Origin of the sequence: Pseudoalteromonas lipolytica, assembly GCF_001306915.1 — a bacterium.
Lineage (GTDB): Bacteria > Pseudomonadota > Gammaproteobacteria > Enterobacterales > Alteromonadaceae > Pseudoalteromonas > Pseudoalteromonas simplex.
Genome location: NZ_LJTC01000005.1, coordinates 21698 through 39003 on the forward strand (window position 1 = coordinate 21698; position 17306 = coordinate 39003).

The window sequence follows — 17306 nt, forward strand, 5'->3', positions numbered from 1 at the left end:
GATTAATCACCTAAACGAGCGATTTCTTCTCCAAACTCGCGAATGTCTTCAAATGAACGATAAACCGATGCAAAGCGCACATAGGCTACTTTGTCGAGTTTTTTCAGCGACTCCATGATGCATTCGCCAATTAAATGGCTAGAGATTTCACGCTCACCGGTAGCACGAAGTTGAGATTTAATGATGTTAACGACTTCGTCGACCTGCTCAGTGCTCACTGGGCGTTTCTCTAAAGCGCGATGCAAGCCATTCAGTAACTTGTCTTCGTTAAATGGTTCGCGGCTACCGTCTTGCTTGATGACTCTTGGCATCACAAGTTCAGCGCCTTCAAAGGTGGTAAAGCGCTCATGGCATTCGTTACATTCACGTCGACGTCTCACTTGGTGACCACCGCCAACAAGTCGAGAATCAATTACTTTAGTATCTTTTGCGGTGCAAAAAGGGCAATGCATAGGGTTCTAGTTCCGTTTATAAAAAACAAAAAGGCCGCTTAGTAAGCGGCCTTTATGATAGCAAAAAACAACGCTATTGTTATCTTAATTACGGTTTAACCAGTAATTAAGCGTAAACTGGTAATTTTTTACAGATAGCTTTAACTTTCTCTTTTACTTCTGCTTGTACTGACTCATCGTTGATGTTGTCTAGTACGTCACAGATCCAGCCAGCAAGCTCTTTTGACTCAGCTTCTTTGAAACCACGGCGAGTAATAGCCGGAGAACCAATACGAAGACCAGACGTTACGAACGGTGAACGTGGGTCGTTTGGTACTGAGTTTTTATTTACAGTGATGTTAGCGTTACCTAGAGCAGCGTCAGCATCTTTACCTGTGATATCTTTATCGATTAGGTCTAGAAGGAATAAGTGGTTGTCTGTTTTACCAGAAACAACTTTGTAGCCACGCTCTTGCAGTACTTCAACCATAGCTTGAGCGTTCTTAACAACTTGTGCTTGGTACGCTTTGAATTCTGGTTGTAAAGCTTCTTTGAAAGCAACCGCTTTAGCAGCGATGATGTGGCATAAAGGACCACCTTGACCGCCAGGGAAAACGGCGCTGTTTAGCTTTTTGTAGATCTCTTCATCACCACATGCAGAAACGATTAGACCGCCACGAGGACCCGCTAATGTTTTGTGAGTTGTTGTTGTAACAACGTGTGCGTGAGGGATTGGACTTGGGTATACACCCGCTGCGATAAGACCAGCAACGTGAGCCATATCTACGAATAAGTATGCGCCAACTTTATCAGCGATTTCACGGAATTTAGCCCAGTCAACAACGCCTGAGTATGCAGAGAAACCAGCGATGATCATTTTTGGCTTGTGCTCTAATGCAAGCGCTTCAACTTGAGCATAATCAATTTCACCTGTTTCGTCGTTTAGGCCGTATTGAATTGCATTGTACGTTTTACCAGAAAAGTTAACGTGTGAACCGTGAGTTAAGTGACCACCATGAGCTAAGCTCATACCTAGTACTGTATCGTGCGGCTGAAGAAGTGCTTGGAAAACAGCTGCGTTTGCTTGTGAGCCCGCATGCGGTTGAACGTTAGCGTAATCTGTGCCGAATAATTCGTTTGCACGGTCAATTGCTAATTGCTCAACAACATCAACATGCTCACAACCGCCATAGTAACGTTTGCCTGGGTAACCTTCAGCGTATTTGTTGGTAAGCTGAGAACCCTGCGCTTCAAGTACGCGTGGGCTACAATAGTTTTCAGACGCGATCAGTTCGATATGCTCTTCTTGACGAGCCGTCTCTTTAGTGATGGCTGCAAATAACTCTGGATCGAAATCCGAAATATTCATGCTACGTTCTAACATGGGGTCTCCTAAGGCAACGTGTATGGTGTTTTTTAAAGGCTGTATTGTACGCTTAAAACGCACTTTTGCCTATCTTGTAAAGATGAACATATTTAAACAGGGATTGAATTTATTTCACAGTGTTTTAATAATGATATTTTTTTATTGATACATAATAAATATTTATAGATTTAAAATATTTCATAGATATTTAAAATGTTATTTCAACGAAAAACCGCCCGATTAAATTGCGTTTTTATAGGGACAAACTAAGCTTATAGGACTAGTCAATATCAAGGATGGTATAAGTACATGTTAGCTAAACCAATATACGAATTAGTCCCCTACGGATATTTTTTTCTTGGCATAAGCTGTATCGCATTGGCAAATAATTATGTGCCAACTCTCATCGGTGTAATCTTATTTTTATTAGGTGCTAATATTTGGCGGATGCGTTCAGAAGCCAGAAGAACCGATCATTCAAGCCAGCGTGTTAAACAAAAAAAACGTCGCTATTACTATGAATTTAAACCCTTTATCATTTTTATTTCGGCTTTCACCTTGATGCAATGGACGCACAGTGAACTCGTCTCGATGATCAGTATTTTGCTGTGTATTTCGGCCGTGGTCATTCTTATCATGCGGGTTTTAAACCGACATAGTCACTCGTTACTTCATTAAAGGCTTCATTAAAAGACTGCATTAAAAAGAGCGGCTTAGCCGCTCTTTATACCTTTATTAAGCACTAAGCTAATTTATTTAACAGCTCAGTTCGAAGCAATTGATAATCAAACTTAATATCTTCAGCTAAACACTGTTTTGCTAATGCATCAGCGAGTGGTTTCGGCATAGGCAATTCGATGTCTAAAATTTGCTCTACGCTGTCTTTGAATTTAGCTGGGTGTGCAGTCGCTAAAAAGATACCTGCACTGCCATCAGCTAGATTTTCTTTCAAGCCCTGATAAGCAATTGCAGTATGAGGCTCTGCGATGTAACCGGTTTGATGAATTTTTTTCATCACCTCTTTTGTTTCTTCCTCACCAACACAGCTTGAATAAAAGTCATCATAGCTAAACCATTCGTTATCCAACATAAACTGAACACGCGGCCAGTTATTCGGCTTACTTACATCCATCGCGTTCGATAGTGACTCAAGCGTATCATTCGGTGCCCACTCTTTATTTTGTAAAAAACGTGGCACCGTGTCGTTTTGGTTAGTTGTAGCGCTTAATTTCGCTACTGGCATACCAAGCACAGCACCGATCATCGCGGCACACACATTACCAAAGTTACCACTTGGAACTGAGATATGCGCTTTACTACGCTGCTCTTTTGGTAATTGAGCAATCGCTTCAAAGTAATAGCAAACCTGTGCAACTAAACGGCTGATATTAATTGAATTTGCTGAATTCAGACCAAGCTTTTGTTTCACTTCATCATCTAAAAACGCCTGTTTTACCATGCTTTGACAATCATCAAAGCTACCATCAACCGCATAGCAGTGAATGTTGTTGCCTAACGTTGTGAATAACTTTTGCTGCGCTAATGAAATTTTACCTTTCGGGTATAAGATCACGACATCGATATTTGGCTTATTATAAAATGCATGGGCAACTGCAGCCCCTGTATCGCCTGATGTAGCCGTTAAAATCGTGACTTTTTCACCCTGATTAAATTGCGCAAGACACTCAGCCATAAAACGGCCACCAAAGTCTTTAAACGCAAGCGTTGGGCCATGAAATAATTCAAGGCAATAAATATCTTTTTCTACTTCAACTAATTTCACATCAAAGTTAAAGGCATTTTGCACCATCTGTGCAACGGTATCGGCAGGAAGCTCGTCACCAATCAGGTGCGATAAAATCTTACTGCTACGGCTCACAAAGTCTAAATCAAGTAACTTATCAATGTCTTGAATTGGTGTAAGGCTATTAGGGAAGAATACACCTTGATTACGCCCTAAACCCGTTTTTACCGCTTCAACAAACGACACCTGTTGTGTTTCATCTTTTAAATTATGTAATTGCATGTTTATTCCTTAAATTCTTTAAAGCTGTCGTGTGCCAAGCTGATCAAGTTGGCAGATGTGGCAGAAGCCCTGCTCATTGATGTAATTATCATTCAGCCAAGCTGCACACTGCTTAGCAGCTTCCAGGCTCTTACACACGGTAAATAATGTTGGGCCCGCACCAGAAATGCTGACAATCTCTGCACCAAGCTCTGGCAAGGCACTCTTTGCTTCGGCAAAGCCTTGAATGAGCGGTGCGCGATGTGGCTCAGCGATTTCATCACTCATAATGGAAAGCGCTGCGTCAAAGCGACCTGTAAGCAATAAGCTGCTAAATGCAGAAAGTCGCTGAGCGAACTCAACACTGTCGTGCATTGATAATTGCGTTGGCAAGACCGAACGCGCTTTTGCGGTATTCAGTGAAAATCCCGGAAAAGCCGCTACGTAATACCATTGATTATCAACAGGTAACGAAATTGACTTGTTCGGAATGAGTTCACCAGTTAATTGCAAGCCACCTAAATAACAGGGTGTGATGTTATCGTAATGACGACCGCCACTAACAATGGCTTCAAAATCAGCCATCAACTCGATAAGTTGCTCTTGAGATAAGTTGGTTTCAGCGAACTTATCAAGGGCTGCAAACGCAGCCACCACAGAACAGGCACTCGAACCTAAACCTGAACCAATTGGTAGGTTCTTTTTAAGCTCAAGTTTTACCGCTGGCATAGTCGGTGCAACGTGTTCTTTAAAATGAATTAAACATTGATAAGCCAAGTTTTCTTCAGCATTAGCAGGCAGTTTGTGGGCATAGTCGCCAGAGCAGACAAAAGTATCTTGCTCAGCGCCACTCACCTCTACAACATCGCCTAATAAGGTGCCATCGATTGGTGCTAGCGCAGCACCTAACGCATCAAAGCCTACAGCAAAATTCCCGATTGAAGCGGGTGCATATACACGGATCATGACCAGCTCCTAACGTGTTAACGTTTTTAAAATGTCGGCAAATACGCCTGCAGCCGTTACTTCAGCACCTGCGCCATAACCACGAATAACAAACGGACGAGGTTGATAATATTGACTTAAGATGGCCAGTGCATTTTCACCGTCACGGATATCATAAAGAGCATGGCTACTATCTACGGCTTCGATGCCTACTTTACATTGACCGTTTTCAATAGTACCCACATAACGAAGTACTTTACCTTCGCTTGCAGCACTTTGTATACGGTCGTTAAACTGTGCATCAAGTGATGGTAGTTTTGCCATGAAATCTGCTACAGAATCACCTTCTGCAAACCCTTTTGGTAAAACAGATTCAACTTCGATATCGCTTAGTTCTAACTCAAGACCCGATTCACGGGCAATGATCAGTAGTTTTCGAGCAACATCAGTGCCTGATAAATCATCACGCGGATCTGGTTCTGTAAATCCACTTTCTTTCGCTTTTAACGTTGCTTCGCTAAGTGATAAACCATCTTGTAGCGCACCAAACATATACGATAATGAACCCGACAAGATACCGCTGAACTTAATAAGTTCATCACCGGCACCAAAGAGTGATTTCAGGTTATCAAGTACTGGTAAGCCTGCACCTACGTTTGTTTCGTATAAAAACTTACGATTATTCTTCTGTGTCACTGCAACTAAATCTTGGTAGTAAGCATACGAGCTAGTATTGGCCTTTTTGTTTGCCGCAACAACGTGGAAACCGGCATTCAAGAAATCAACATATTGCCCAGCAAGCTTATCGGCTGAGCTACAATCTACGATCACAGGGTTAATTAAATGGTTTTGTTTAACAAATTGCTCGACCAAATTTAAATCAAATGCCTGCTCTGACACGGCTAATTTGTCTTGCCAACCATCAAAAGCAATGCCTTCGCTATCTAGATAAAGCTGCCTTGAATTAGCAACACCGTACAAGTTCAGTTTAATATTACGTTTTTCAAGCCATGCTTGTTGACGCTTTAACTGCTGGATAAGTTCTTGACCTACTAAGCCACAGCCAAGTAAAAACACATCGATTGAAGGAATGTGAGTAAAGAAGTTCTCATGGCACACTTTCACTGCGTCGTTGCATAGTTCACCATCGATAACCGCTGAAATAGCACTCTCAGTCGAGTCTTGTGCAATAGCAACAATGTTAACCTGCGCTTGAGCTAATGAAGCAAAGAACTTAGCTGCTAAGCCTTTGTGCGCACGCATGTTATCACCAACTAGGGTTACAATCGCAAGGTTACGCTGTACTTGAACTGGTTCGATTAAACCGGCTTGTGATTCTAATTCGAAAGCAGTTTGTAATGCTTCTAGAGCAAGTGATAGGTCGCTCTCATGCACACAGAAACTGATACTAAATTCACACGAAGATTGTGTGATTAGTACAATTGACACATTGTCATGCGCCAATGCATTAAATACTTTTGATGCCATACCCACTTTGCCTTTCATACCTGGGCCAGACACGGTTAACATAGCGAGGTTTTGTAAACTTGATAGCGCTTTAACAGGCTCGTTCGACACACTGTCGTTACTGATCACTGAACCTTCAGCACGTGGGTTATGAGTATTTTTGATCTCGCACGGCACACCTGCTTTAGCACAAGGTAAAATCGTTTTCGGGTGCAATACTTTCGCACCAAAGTAAGACAGCTCCATTGCTTCTTTATAAGATAACGAATCAACCTTAGATGCTTTTTTGATATAACGCGGGTCAGCATTGTAAACACCGTCAACATCAGTCCAGATCTGGCATACATCAGCTTCTAAACATGCTGCAGCTATTGCTGCTGAGTAATCTGAACCATTGCGACCAAGTGTTGTTAGTTCCCCCTGCTCATTGGCAGCAGTGAAACCCGGCATGATATAAATAGTGCTCGGTGCTGCTTTTAATGCAGCTTGAAAACGTAACTTACTTGCGGCCAAGTCAGCTTCAGCATCAATGTAGCCACCTACAGATGCAATACAGTCTGTTGCTTCTAAATAACGAGCATTACTTTCTTTAAGCATACACTCCATCAAGGCAACACTAACGCGCTCACCAAAACTAATTGCATAAGCACGTACTTGGTCTGGGCAACACTTCAAAAGTGCAACACCATCCAGTTTATTCTTAAGTTCGTTTAAATCAGGCCAATTCACTACCTGACCAAAGTCAGCTTCAACAGCAGCTTTTAATTGTTCACAGCGCGCAACCAATGCTTGCCATAACTCTCTAAAATCTTGCCCCTGCTCTGCAGCGCTTGCTAATGCAACTAATGAATCTGTCATGCCACCTGGTGCTGACAGCACTAACAGCATTTCATCGCGTAATTCTTCTTTGACTAACTGAGCTACCTGTTGCAAACATGCGTAGTCGGCCAAGGACGACCCACCAAATTTTAATACTCGCATTATTTATGTTTCCTCATTCCATAAACGAAAAAGGCCTGTGTTCTAGTGAACACAGGCCTATAAATTTGTTGCACCGACCTATGCCACTATCCTGTAAGGATGATGGTTGTAATAATAATGGTCGTTGCGTGATTAAATGTTTTCATAGCCTTTAGACTGCCTTAAATGTAGCCAAGCTGTCAACCCTTAAAGAAAAGATAAATTATGCACTTTTGTTATACAAAAGATTAATGAATACCAAATTTATGCAAAGTTGCTTTCAGTCGAACAATATCTATCGGCTTATCGATGAAATCAATGGCACCCAAACTAGCTACTTTTTGCTTCATTTGCGCTTGAATATCAGCTGAAATCACTATAACAAAGCACTCTATTTTCTCTGCTTTGATCGTTTCAAGTACAGCAACACCATCTAGCTCTGGCATAGTTAAATCCAAACACAATAGATCAAAGTTTTGCTCGCGTAGTAAAGCAAGTGCTTCTCGACCATTGGTTGCTTGTTGAATATCAGCACTTAAACAGTTACCTAAGCACCGAACTACTTGTTTGCGAGCTATACTTGAATCATCACAAACCAGTATTGAAAAATTAGGGTTATTCATGAATATAAAAATCTTCGCTGTAGCAAATACAACATCTAAAAAGGCTAAAGTAAAAGACGAGCGAAATTTATAACACACTTTTATTGGTGCAGTAAGGTTAAGTTTTTTTAAAAAATAGTAACAATTTATAAATACTCCAGTAAAAAAGGATTTATTTATTTATTTTTAACCGTTTATTAGCTAACTTTAGAACTAATTGAATGTATTACAAATGTAACCAAGGAGCTATGGGTATTCTATGTTACAGAAAAGCCTATCAAAAGAATTGTTAACAAATGTGCTCTCGGTCTACTTCTTACTCACTTTTGTAGTGACCTGTGGGCAGGTTATTGCTGAATATGTAAACACTAAAGATTACATTCGTGACGAATTAACCACTTTACAAAAAACATTTAGCCGTAGTTTAACCCGTGCAATTTGGGAACTTAACGATAAACAAACCATCACAACAGCTGAAGGCTTACTCGCAATTCCTATGATCGAAGGCATTATTGTGCGCGATGATAGTGGCGAGGTACTCTCACAATTAGGTCGCTCATTAGATATTCACGAGCTATATAGCCAGCAGTTAGTGCAAGAAGAAGCGATAATTGAAGATACACCATCCGGTTTATTCGGCTATACATTTCCGCTTATTTTTGAGTTTTCGGGTAAAACAACTCAAGTAGGCGATGTAACCTTATTCTCAAGCCGAGAAGTGGTATTTAGCCGCATCATGATCTCTATTTATTTTCTAATCGGTAACGCAATGATCAAAACCACCTTTTTGATCATACTTTTCTTACTAGCATTTAGAAAACGCTTAACTGAACCACTTGCGCAATTTACAGAACAAATTGAAGATCTTGAACTAAACGATTTAGAAGGCCGCCATATCGAGATCCACACAACTGAACACAACGAATTAAAAGTAATGGAAGAATCTTTTAACCGTTTAATAGATAAAGTTGTTCTCTACCGAGAAGAGCTGGAACATACTCAGAAAGAGCTTGTACTTAGTAATGAAAAACTCGACCAACATAATTTACAGTTAGAGCAAGAAGTCGCGCGCAAAACATCTAACCTTAGCCAAGCGATGATGGATTTGCAGCAACAGAAATATGAATTAGAAAAACAAAAGCTAACACTGACTGAAGAGATAGACCTTCGTAAACAAACTGAACAAGAACTCATAACCAAGCAAACTGAGTTACAGCGCTATGTTGATGAGTTGAACTTAGCACAGGAGCGCCTAGTCGGCTCCGAGAAAATGGCTGCTTTAGGCGGCTTAGTTGCAGGTATTACCCATGATGTAAATACACCAATCGGGATTGGTGTGACTGCGACTTCATTTTTACAAGAACGTTTAGATCAGATTGAAGCGGCATACAAAGAAAAAACCCTATCACCAAAAGCGCTTGAAGAGTTTATTAATGACGCCAAGCAAAGCACTAGCTTACTTACTAGTAATTTAGACCGTGCATCAGAGTTGGTTGCAAGTTTCAAACAAATTGCAGTCGATCAAGCCAGTGAAGCAGTACGTACTATTAATTTCAAAGAGTATTTAGGTGAAGTGATCCGCTCTTTACATCCAAAACTAAAGAAAACATCTCATCATATCAATTTAGATTGCCCTGAAGATTTAACACTCAACCTGCCTGCAGGCGCTATTAGCCAAATTTTTACAAACTTGATCATGAACGCACTTATTCATGGCTTTGAAGGTATTGAAAGTGGCATCATAGATATCATAATTAAAGACGAAGAAGATGAAGTCGTTATCGACTTTAAAGATAATGGTAATGGTGTATCCGAACATCAGCTAGAAAAACTGTTTGACCCGTTCTTCACAACCAAGCGTGATCAGGGTGGCAGTGGGTTAGGTACTCATATCACTTTAAACTTAGTGAAGCAAACCCTTGGCGGTGATATAGAAGTAACAAGCGAAGTTGGAAAAGGCTTGCATTACCATATTAGTTTCCCAAAAAACATGCCTAAACCGCTTTCAATGTTTAACTCATAAGCAATTCGTACTGATGGCGAAATGATTCATTTCGGCATCAGTTTTTTATTGTTATGATTGGGCAAATTTATTGAAAGGATTAGCCTAATTATGTGGTTTAGTAACCTTATCTGCTACCGTTTTAAACAAGACGTTTCATACTCTCAAGAAGACTTCGACAAAGCCCTAGAACAAGATCTGTTCCGCTCATGTACAGGCCAAGAGCTTTCAACATTTGGTTGGACAAAAGCCTTTGGTAAGCATGGTCAAACTCTATCTCACTTCTCTCAAGACAGCATTTTAGTATGCGCTAAGCGTGAAGAAAAAGTACTGCCTGCGGCCGTTATCAACGAATTGGTTGCAGAGAAAGTTGAGCAAATCGAAGCGGAAGAAAACCGTCCGGTAAAGAAAAAAGAAAAAGACGAACTAAAAGAAAATATTCTGCACACTTTACTGCCTCAAGCATTTAAAAAGTCGAGCCTACAGTTTGCGTTTATTGACCAAAAGAATGGCTGGGTTGTCGTTAACAGCGCAAGCTTTAATAAAGCAGAAGAGCTTTTAGCCCTACTTCGTAAATCACTTGGCACGCTACCTGTCGTACCTGCATTTGCTAATTATGATTTAGATGTATTTTTAACAGATTGGTTAACTAACTTCAGCACTCCTGAAGGCTTCTCTATCGGTAACGATGCAGAGCTTGAAGAAGCCGATGACAGTGGTGCTCAGGTTAAATTGAAAGGCCATGACTTATCATGTGACGAAGTAAAGTCACACCTAGAAAATGGTAAGCGCGTAACTAAACTGGCTCTTGATTGGCAAGAACGCGTTAAGTTCATGCTACAAAACGATGGTTCGATTAAGCGTCTAAGCTATTCAGAAACATTAAAAGAAGAAAACGCCGACATTCCAAAAGAAGATATGGCGGTAAAACTTGATGCAGACTTCATCTTAGCGTCAGAAGAAATTAAACAGTTGCTAGAAGAGCTGACCCAAGGCTTAGGCGACGCTGAAGATTTATAAAATTAACCTAAATGTTAATTAACAAAAAGCGCGACTTGGTCGCGCTTTGTGTTTTTAGCTATTCAGTAAAAATGGCTTTGACCTCATCAAGCATATCGTGATATTCGTCTTCATTAAATAACTCAAGCGATTCTATTACGCCTTTATCTACATATGTTTGCAATGCTGCCGATTTGTCAGAAACCTGCAAGATGCCTTCTAAAATCGCGCCAATACGAATAAAGTCAACATAGCATATATGCTCTGGACGATAGTTTGGATTTGCCCAGCTTTCAGCAACTTCGACGAACTCATCAGTAAAGCCCCAAGCACGCATAATTGCGCCACCTACTTTGCCTCCTAACTTTTGGATAGCGTGTGCCAAAAAACTTGGATTTGCAAAAACTTCAGGGTGCTTTTCAGCCTCAGTCAAAATTGGCAACACGCCTATGTTATAGACTAATGAAGCTAGCGTAATGGTATCTCGGTTCAGTGATGTTTGCTTATTTCGACGTAAGAAAAAGTCCATTAGAGTAATTGAGTGACATGCAACTTTAAGGGTTTTTTGCCATGCTTTATCCATATACCCTTTTATCAGCTCATTATGCGATACAAACAATTGTTCCATCGCCATTGCGGTGGCAATATTTTTGATTTGACGTAGACCAATTCGTGTGACGGCTTGATGAAGATTGGTGACTTTAACTGAGCGCCCCATAAATGCACTGTTGGCCACTTTAATCATTCGTGCCGATAACGCTGGATCATGGGAGATAACATCTGCCATATCCATCAAGTTTACTTCTGGGTTATCTGCTGCTTGCCTCACTTTTACTGCAACTTCAGGTAATGTCGGTAACACTAAAGTGTCATTATTTATTCTGTCGACCAATATGGTCAGTAATGCATTCTCTGTTGACATATGCGTGCCATCCTCTTGGGTTAGTTTGCCAAAATAAAGACAAACTAATGACTGACATTATTAGATTAGTTCTTGTTTTAGTATTGTCTAACTTAACGCTAAAGTTAAGAAAATCACAGAAATTATCTCTTTTTATGCTTTTTAATCATGTAACTGATAAATAAATATCGCTTCTAGCGCTGTATACTTGCCATGTATATGGCAGGTTTGCTTTAATGCATACACTTTTTGTTTTAATAACAATGACTCTCACTAAAATCGGGAACGGGCAAAATGACATTAAATAAAATTAGCCAAGCACTTATCTTATCAGGTGCTGTTTTTCTTGGTGCATGTTCTGATCAGCAAGCAACCACTTCTCAAACTCAGCCTGCTGCAGAGCAAACAAAGCAAAGTATTGAACAGAACAACCCACAACTTATCAATGCAGATGAAAACCGTTTAGACATTTACACAGACTTCACACTTACTTCTGATCTTAGCCACCTGAGTGATAACCAAAAGCAAATGGTTGGTAAGTTGATCGATGCCTCAAAAATTATGGATGAGCTATTCTGGCGCCAAGCATTTGGTGAGAACAAAGACGCTTTCTTAGCAAAAATCAATGATGAAAAAGTTCAGAAGTTTGCAGATATCAACTACGGCCCTTGGGATCGCTTAAACGGCGACCAAGTTTTCTTATCAGGTTATGAAGAAAAGCCTCTAGGCGCTGAATTTTACCCAAGCGATATCACTAAAGAAGAATTAAACAACGCAATCGTTGATGACAAAACAGGTCTTTACTCAGTGATCAAACGTGACGAGAAAGGCCTTCTTTACAGTGTGGCTTACTCTGTTGAGTACGCACAAGAGCTAGAAAAAGCAGCCAACTTGTTACGTGAAGCAAGCAAGCTCGCTGATGATAGAGAATTCGCTAACTACTTAAGCATGCGTGCAGATGCACTAGTAAATGATGACTTTCAACCATCTGATTTTGCATGGATGGATATGAAAAATAACCCTATTGATGTGGTTATTGGTCCTATTGAAACCTATGAAGATCAACTATTTGGTTACCGTGCGGCGTATGAATCTTATGTACTAATCAAAGACTTGGCATGGAGCGAGCGTTTAGCTAAATTCGCTGCTTTCTTACCAGAGCTACAAAAAGGTTTACCTGTAGACGAAAAATATAAGCAAGAAGTCCCAGGTTCAGACGCTGACTTAAATGCTTATGATGTCGTTTATTACGCAGGCCACTCAAATGCGGGTAGTAAAACAATTGCTATCAACTTGCCAAATGATGAGCAAGTACAGCTAGAAAAAGGCACACGTCGTTTACAGCTTAAAAACGCAATGCGTGCTAAGTTCGATAAAATCTTAGTGCCTATTTCAGAGCAGCTAATTGTTCCTGAGCAACGTAAACACATTACCTTTGACGCTTTCTTCGCAAACACTATGTTCCACGAAGTAGCGCACGGTTTAGGCATTAAAAACACCATTACGGGTAAGGGTACTGTTCGCCAATCATTGCAAGAGCATGCAAGTGCCCTTGAAGAAGGTAAAGCGGATATCTTAGGTCTTTACATGGTTGAGCAATTACTTAAGAAAGGCGAGATCACTGACGGTACATTAGAAGATTACTACATCACCTTTATGGCTGGTATCTTCCGTTCAGTGCGTTTTGGTGCTTCAAGCGCACATGGTAAAGCGAATATGATCCGCTTTAACTTCTTCGCTGAAGAAGGCGCATTTTCTAAAAATGCTGACGGCTTATACAGCGTTAACATGGAGAAAATGAGCCAAGCAATGGAAAAACTATCGCGCTTAATCTTAACGATTCAAGGTGACGGTGATTACCAAAAAGTTGATCAGCTAATCGCAACTCATGGTGAGATCAAAGCAGAGCTAGCGAAAGATTTAGAAAAATTAAGCCAAGCTAATATCCCTGTTGATGTTACTTTCAAACAAGGCAAAGAAGTATTAGGCCTTTAATACCAGCCTTGTCTGATTAAAAAAACGCTGCAATTGCAGCGTTTTTTATTATTCTCGTGCGACAAAACTTAATCCATATTTGCTATTCAGCTGGACTATATCACCACTAATCAACATCTTATTAAACTCTGAATTAAAGTCATCTATAAACTCATTAAGCTCCCGTTGCTTAGTGAAACCATAATAGCCTTGATTCACCGTAATGATTGGCGACAGCATGATAACCTTACTAGAAATTGATAAATCATCAATAATCGGAAGAGCAGCTCGCGGGTGAGTCATCACTAAATCAACTCGATTGTGCATTAACTGTAAAAAACTAGCTTTAACACTCGCCACTTCTGACAAAGTTAAACTTGATTTATTGCGTTTAAATTCTGAACCATAATTCCAACCCCGAGTAATACCAATCACGTCTTTACGTAAGCTTGCGAAATTACCAGCCCAAGTTACATCGCTATTTTTTTTGGTAAAAAAGACAATAGGATCTTCATAAAATGGCAAGGCACTAAATTGCATATATTGTTGACGTTGAAGAGACTTATAAGGACCGATAATGGCATCTGCATGGCCTTGCTCAACCATTTTTAAAGCACGCTTTAGTGGCATGATATCGATGACGAGTTCATGCCCAAGGCGCCGACAAATTTCATGAGCAATATCAGCACCTAAACCAATCACTGTACCTTGTTGATCTTGTTCTAAGATTGCGGGGAAATGGCTCCCAACAAAGTAATAACTTTTTGCTGTTACGGAAAATGAACATAGAAAAGCCAATACGGCTATTACTGTGCTTTTCACTTTTATTAGTCTCTTATTTTTCGCATCTACTTAGCTTAGCGCAATTTAATATGATTGATTAAAAATGTGCTCTTAGTTGCTCTATTTGTTCATCGCTATATGGAACTGTCGGTAATTTACCCCAAATAGGCGCTGGCCAAGCCGGATCGGTAGTGAAGCGTGCAATATGATGAACATGTAATTGCGGCACCATATTACCCAATGCTGCTACATTGAGTTTGTCTGGGCTGAATACCTGTTGTAACAACTTACTCAGTTTGCCCGACTCTTGTAATAAGGTAATTTGTAGCTCTTCAGACAGATCGATAATCTCTTTAACGTCTGCAACTCTTGGCACTAAGATAAACCAAGGGTATTGGCTATCATTCATCAGCAATACTTTACACAGTGGCCAATCCGCAAGTTCAATGCAGTCGCGTTGTAGTTCTGGGGCCAGAGAAAACGACGTATCAGTATTTTTCATCAATAAATCCTTTGATATTGGGTAATCAAATCCTACTTTATAGCATTTTGTTGCAGTTGCCTAAGCTTACCATTAACATCATGGCAGTTTTTATTCGAGCGAAGGTACTCCTGTGCTAAAAAAAATTAAATCTCTCTCACTTGCTCTGCCAGTGGTGGCCACTGCATTTAGTGTGACTGCTGAACCACTCACACTTGAGCGTATTTTTGACGATCCAAGCTTAGCAGGCAAAGCGCCTGTACAACTTAAATTCTCTCCAGACGGCAGTCGTGTCACTTACCTGCAAGGTAAAACCGATGATTACAACCGCTACGATCTATGGGAATACAACTTAAAAGATAACAAAAACCGCTTATTAGTTGACTCTGCTGCGCTATTTTCTGGTCCAGAAAACTTATCTGATGAAGAAAAAGCACGCCGTGAGCGCCAACGTATTTTTGGTAAAGGGATCTTAGAATATAAATGGTCTAAAGATGGTAAAGCGCTTTTATTTCCACTTAATGGCGACCTTTACTATTACGAGCTTGCCTCAGCTAAAAGCCGCAAATTAACCGACACAGACGCATTTGAAACCGATGCACGCTTCTCACCTAAAGGGCACTTCGTATCGTTTATTCGTGAGCAAAACCTATACGCACTTAACTTAAAAACGGGTCAAGAAATCCAATTAAGTAAAGATGGTGGCGGTGTTATTAAAAACGGTATGGCCGAGTTTGTTGCGCAAGAAGAAATGGGCCGTATGACTGGCTACTGGTGGTCTGGTGATGAGTCTAAAATCGCTTATACCCGTGTTGATGAAAGCCCAGTAAAAGAAGCGATCCGTAATGAAATTTACGCCGATGAAGTAAAGCTTTTTAACCAACGCTACCCGTTTACAGGTACCGACAACGTTAAAATTCAGTTAGGTGTTGTAAGCATCAACAATCAAAAAACTGACTGGGTTGATTTAGGCGACGTTCAAGATATCTATATCGCTCGCGCAAAATGGTTAAAAGATAACAAAACGCTTTCTTATCAGTGGCAAGACCGCTCGCAACATAACTTAGAGTTACGTTTTTATAATAGCGAAACGAAAAAGCAAACGGTTGCCCTAACAGAAACCAGTGATACTTGGATTAACCTACACTTTGATTTGCAATTCTTAAACGATAAAAAGCATTTCGTTTGGGCATCTGAGCGCGACGGTTTTAAACACCTTTATTTATACCGCACAAACGGTGAAATGATCCGTCAAATCACCCAAGGTGAATGGGTTGTTGATAGCTTAAAAGGTATCGACGAGAAAAAAGGCATCGTGTATTTTGCAGGTCGTAAAGACACAGCACTTGAGAGCCACCTTTACAGCGTACCGCTATTCAAAAAAGGCGAAATTAAGCGCGTAACTGAGCTAGGCGCTTACCATAATGTGGTGATTGCTAAAGATAACAAAACCTTTATCGATAACAGCTCATCAGTGAATAAGCCTGGCTCTGCGGCATTACGTAAAATTAATGGCGAATTTATCACTTGGCTTGAAGAAAACAAGTTAGATAAGTCACACCCATTAACGCCTTACCTAGCTGATTTGATCACCCCAGAATACGGCACACTAACGGCTGAAGACGGGCAAATCATGCATTACCGTTTATTCAAGCCAACTAATTACCAAGACGGTAAAAAGCACCCAGTTATTGTTAACGTGTATGGCGGTCCTCATGCTCAGCGTGTAACAAACAGCTGGCGTAGTAAAAACTTATACTTCCAATACATGGCACAACAAGGCTATGTTATTTTCCAACTTGATAACCGTGGTTCATACAACCGTGGTAAAAAGTTTGAAGACGTGATTTATAAGCACTTAGGTGTGGCTGAAGTGGCAGACCAAATTAAAGGTGTCGAGTTCTTACGCACCCTTGATTACGTTGATCCTGAGCGTATTGGTATTTATGGCCACAGCTACGGTGGTTACATGGCGCTTATGACCATGTTTAAAGCGGGCGACTACTTCAAAGCCGGTGTTTCTGGTGCGCCAGTTACTGATTGGGCACTTTACGACACTCACTACACTGAGCGTTATGTAGGTCACCCTGCAACAAACGCGAAAGGTTACGAAGCAAGTGCTGTCTTCCCGTATGCTGAAGGCTTAAAAGGCCCACTGATGATTTATCACGGTATGGCTGATGATAACGTGTTATTCACTCACGCCACTAAGTTATTCAAACAACTGCAAGATCAAGAAAAACAGTTCGAAATGATGACTTACCCGGGTTCAAAACACAGTTTACGTGGCAAGAGCGTACAAACGCACTTACATCAAACTATCACAAGTTTCTTCAACCGACACTTTAACGTTGAATAATCACGTTCAATTTCGGTAACTTAGACTAAAG

At 40.6% G+C, this 17306-nt stretch carries 14 protein-coding genes; 5 read left to right on the forward strand and 9 right to left on the reverse strand.

Going from position 1 to position 17306, the window contains the following annotated elements; genetic code table 11:
* Positions 1-2: 2 nt before the first annotated feature.
* Together nrdR and glyA are read right to left on the reverse strand one after the other, a co-directional pair.
* The gene (nrdR, locus tag AOG27_RS08395; RefSeq protein ID WP_054552576.1) at positions 3-452 is read right to left on the reverse strand and encodes a transcriptional regulator NrdR; all 450 of its coding nucleotides are present in this window, start codon (positions 450-452) and stop codon (positions 3-5) included.
* A gap of 106 nt (positions 453-558) precedes the next feature.
* Positions 559-1815 (reverse strand): serine hydroxymethyltransferase, encoded by a 1257-nt coding sequence (gene glyA, locus AOG27_RS08400; protein ID WP_054552577.1) that lies wholly within the window; start codon positions 1813-1815, stop codon positions 559-561.
* A gap of 360 nt (positions 1816-2175) precedes the next feature.
* Between glyA and AOG27_RS21450 the strand changes: the two genes are divergently transcribed.
* Positions 2176-2475, forward strand: a complete 300-nt coding sequence (locus AOG27_RS21450) for a hypothetical protein (RefSeq protein WP_152967130.1) — start codon at positions 2176-2178, stop codon at positions 2473-2475.
* Between the two features lie 64 nt (positions 2476-2539).
* Here AOG27_RS21450 and thrC read toward each other — a convergent pair whose 3' ends face one another.
* From thrC to AOG27_RS08420, 4 genes are all read right to left on the reverse strand, one after another.
* Positions 2540-3823, reverse strand: coding sequence for a threonine synthase (gene thrC / locus AOG27_RS08405; protein WP_054552578.1), 1284 nt, complete (start codon positions 3821-3823; stop codon positions 2540-2542).
* 18 nt (positions 3824-3841) lie between these two features.
* A complete protein-coding gene (gene thrB / locus AOG27_RS08410) occupies positions 3842-4768 on the reverse strand; it encodes a homoserine kinase (protein ID WP_054552579.1) in 927 nt (308 codons plus the stop codon).
* Positions 4769-4777: 9 nt separating this feature from the next.
* Positions 4778-7195, reverse strand: a complete 2418-nt coding sequence (gene thrA / locus AOG27_RS08415) for a bifunctional aspartate kinase/homoserine dehydrogenase I (RefSeq protein WP_054552580.1) — start codon at positions 7193-7195, stop codon at positions 4778-4780.
* 227 nt (positions 7196-7422) lie between these two features.
* On the reverse strand, positions 7423-7797 hold the full coding sequence (locus tag AOG27_RS08420; RefSeq protein WP_054552581.1) for a response regulator: 375 nt from the start codon (positions 7795-7797) through the stop codon (positions 7423-7425).
* Between the two features lie 238 nt (positions 7798-8035).
* Between AOG27_RS08420 and AOG27_RS08425 the strand changes: the two genes are divergently transcribed.
* Both AOG27_RS08425 and rdgC read left to right on the forward strand, forming a co-directional pair.
* Positions 8036-9799: a sensor histidine kinase gene (locus tag AOG27_RS08425; RefSeq protein ID WP_054552582.1), complete on the forward strand. Its 1764-nt coding sequence runs from the start codon at positions 8036-8038 to the stop codon at positions 9797-9799.
* A 90-nt stretch (positions 9800-9889) separates the two neighbouring features.
* On the forward strand, positions 9890-10798 hold the full coding sequence (gene rdgC / locus AOG27_RS08430; protein ID WP_054552583.1) for a recombination-associated protein RdgC: 909 nt from the start codon (positions 9890-9892) through the stop codon (positions 10796-10798).
* A 58-nt stretch (positions 10799-10856) separates the two neighbouring features.
* Here rdgC and AOG27_RS08435 read toward each other — a convergent pair whose 3' ends face one another.
* Positions 10857-11699, reverse strand: coding sequence for an HDOD domain-containing protein (locus tag AOG27_RS08435; protein ID WP_054552584.1), 843 nt, complete (start codon positions 11697-11699; stop codon positions 10857-10859).
* 273 nt (positions 11700-11972) lie between these two features.
* Here AOG27_RS08435 and AOG27_RS08440 point away from each other — a divergent pair, with 273 nt between their 5' ends.
* Positions 11973-13673 (forward strand): dipeptidyl-peptidase 3 family protein, encoded by a 1701-nt coding sequence (locus AOG27_RS08440; RefSeq protein WP_054552585.1) that lies wholly within the window; start codon positions 11973-11975, stop codon positions 13671-13673.
* A 48-nt stretch (positions 13674-13721) separates the two neighbouring features.
* Here the strand turns inward: AOG27_RS08440 and AOG27_RS08445 are convergent, their stop codons facing one another.
* Together AOG27_RS08445 and AOG27_RS08450 are read right to left on the reverse strand one after the other, a co-directional pair.
* Entirely contained in the window at positions 13722-14474 is a 753-nt protein-coding gene (locus AOG27_RS08445) for a substrate-binding periplasmic protein (protein ID WP_054552586.1), read from the reverse strand.
* Positions 14475-14532: 58 nt separating this feature from the next.
* Entirely contained in the window at positions 14533-14937 is a 405-nt protein-coding gene (locus tag AOG27_RS08450) for an HIT domain-containing protein (RefSeq protein WP_054552587.1), read from the reverse strand.
* A gap of 112 nt (positions 14938-15049) precedes the next feature.
* On the opposite strand from AOG27_RS08450, the gene AOG27_RS08455 reads away from it, so the two are divergent.
* Positions 15050-17275 (forward strand): S9 family peptidase, encoded by a 2226-nt coding sequence (locus tag AOG27_RS08455; RefSeq protein WP_054552588.1) that lies wholly within the window; start codon positions 15050-15052, stop codon positions 17273-17275.
* The last annotated feature ends 31 nt before the right edge of the window (positions 17276-17306 follow it).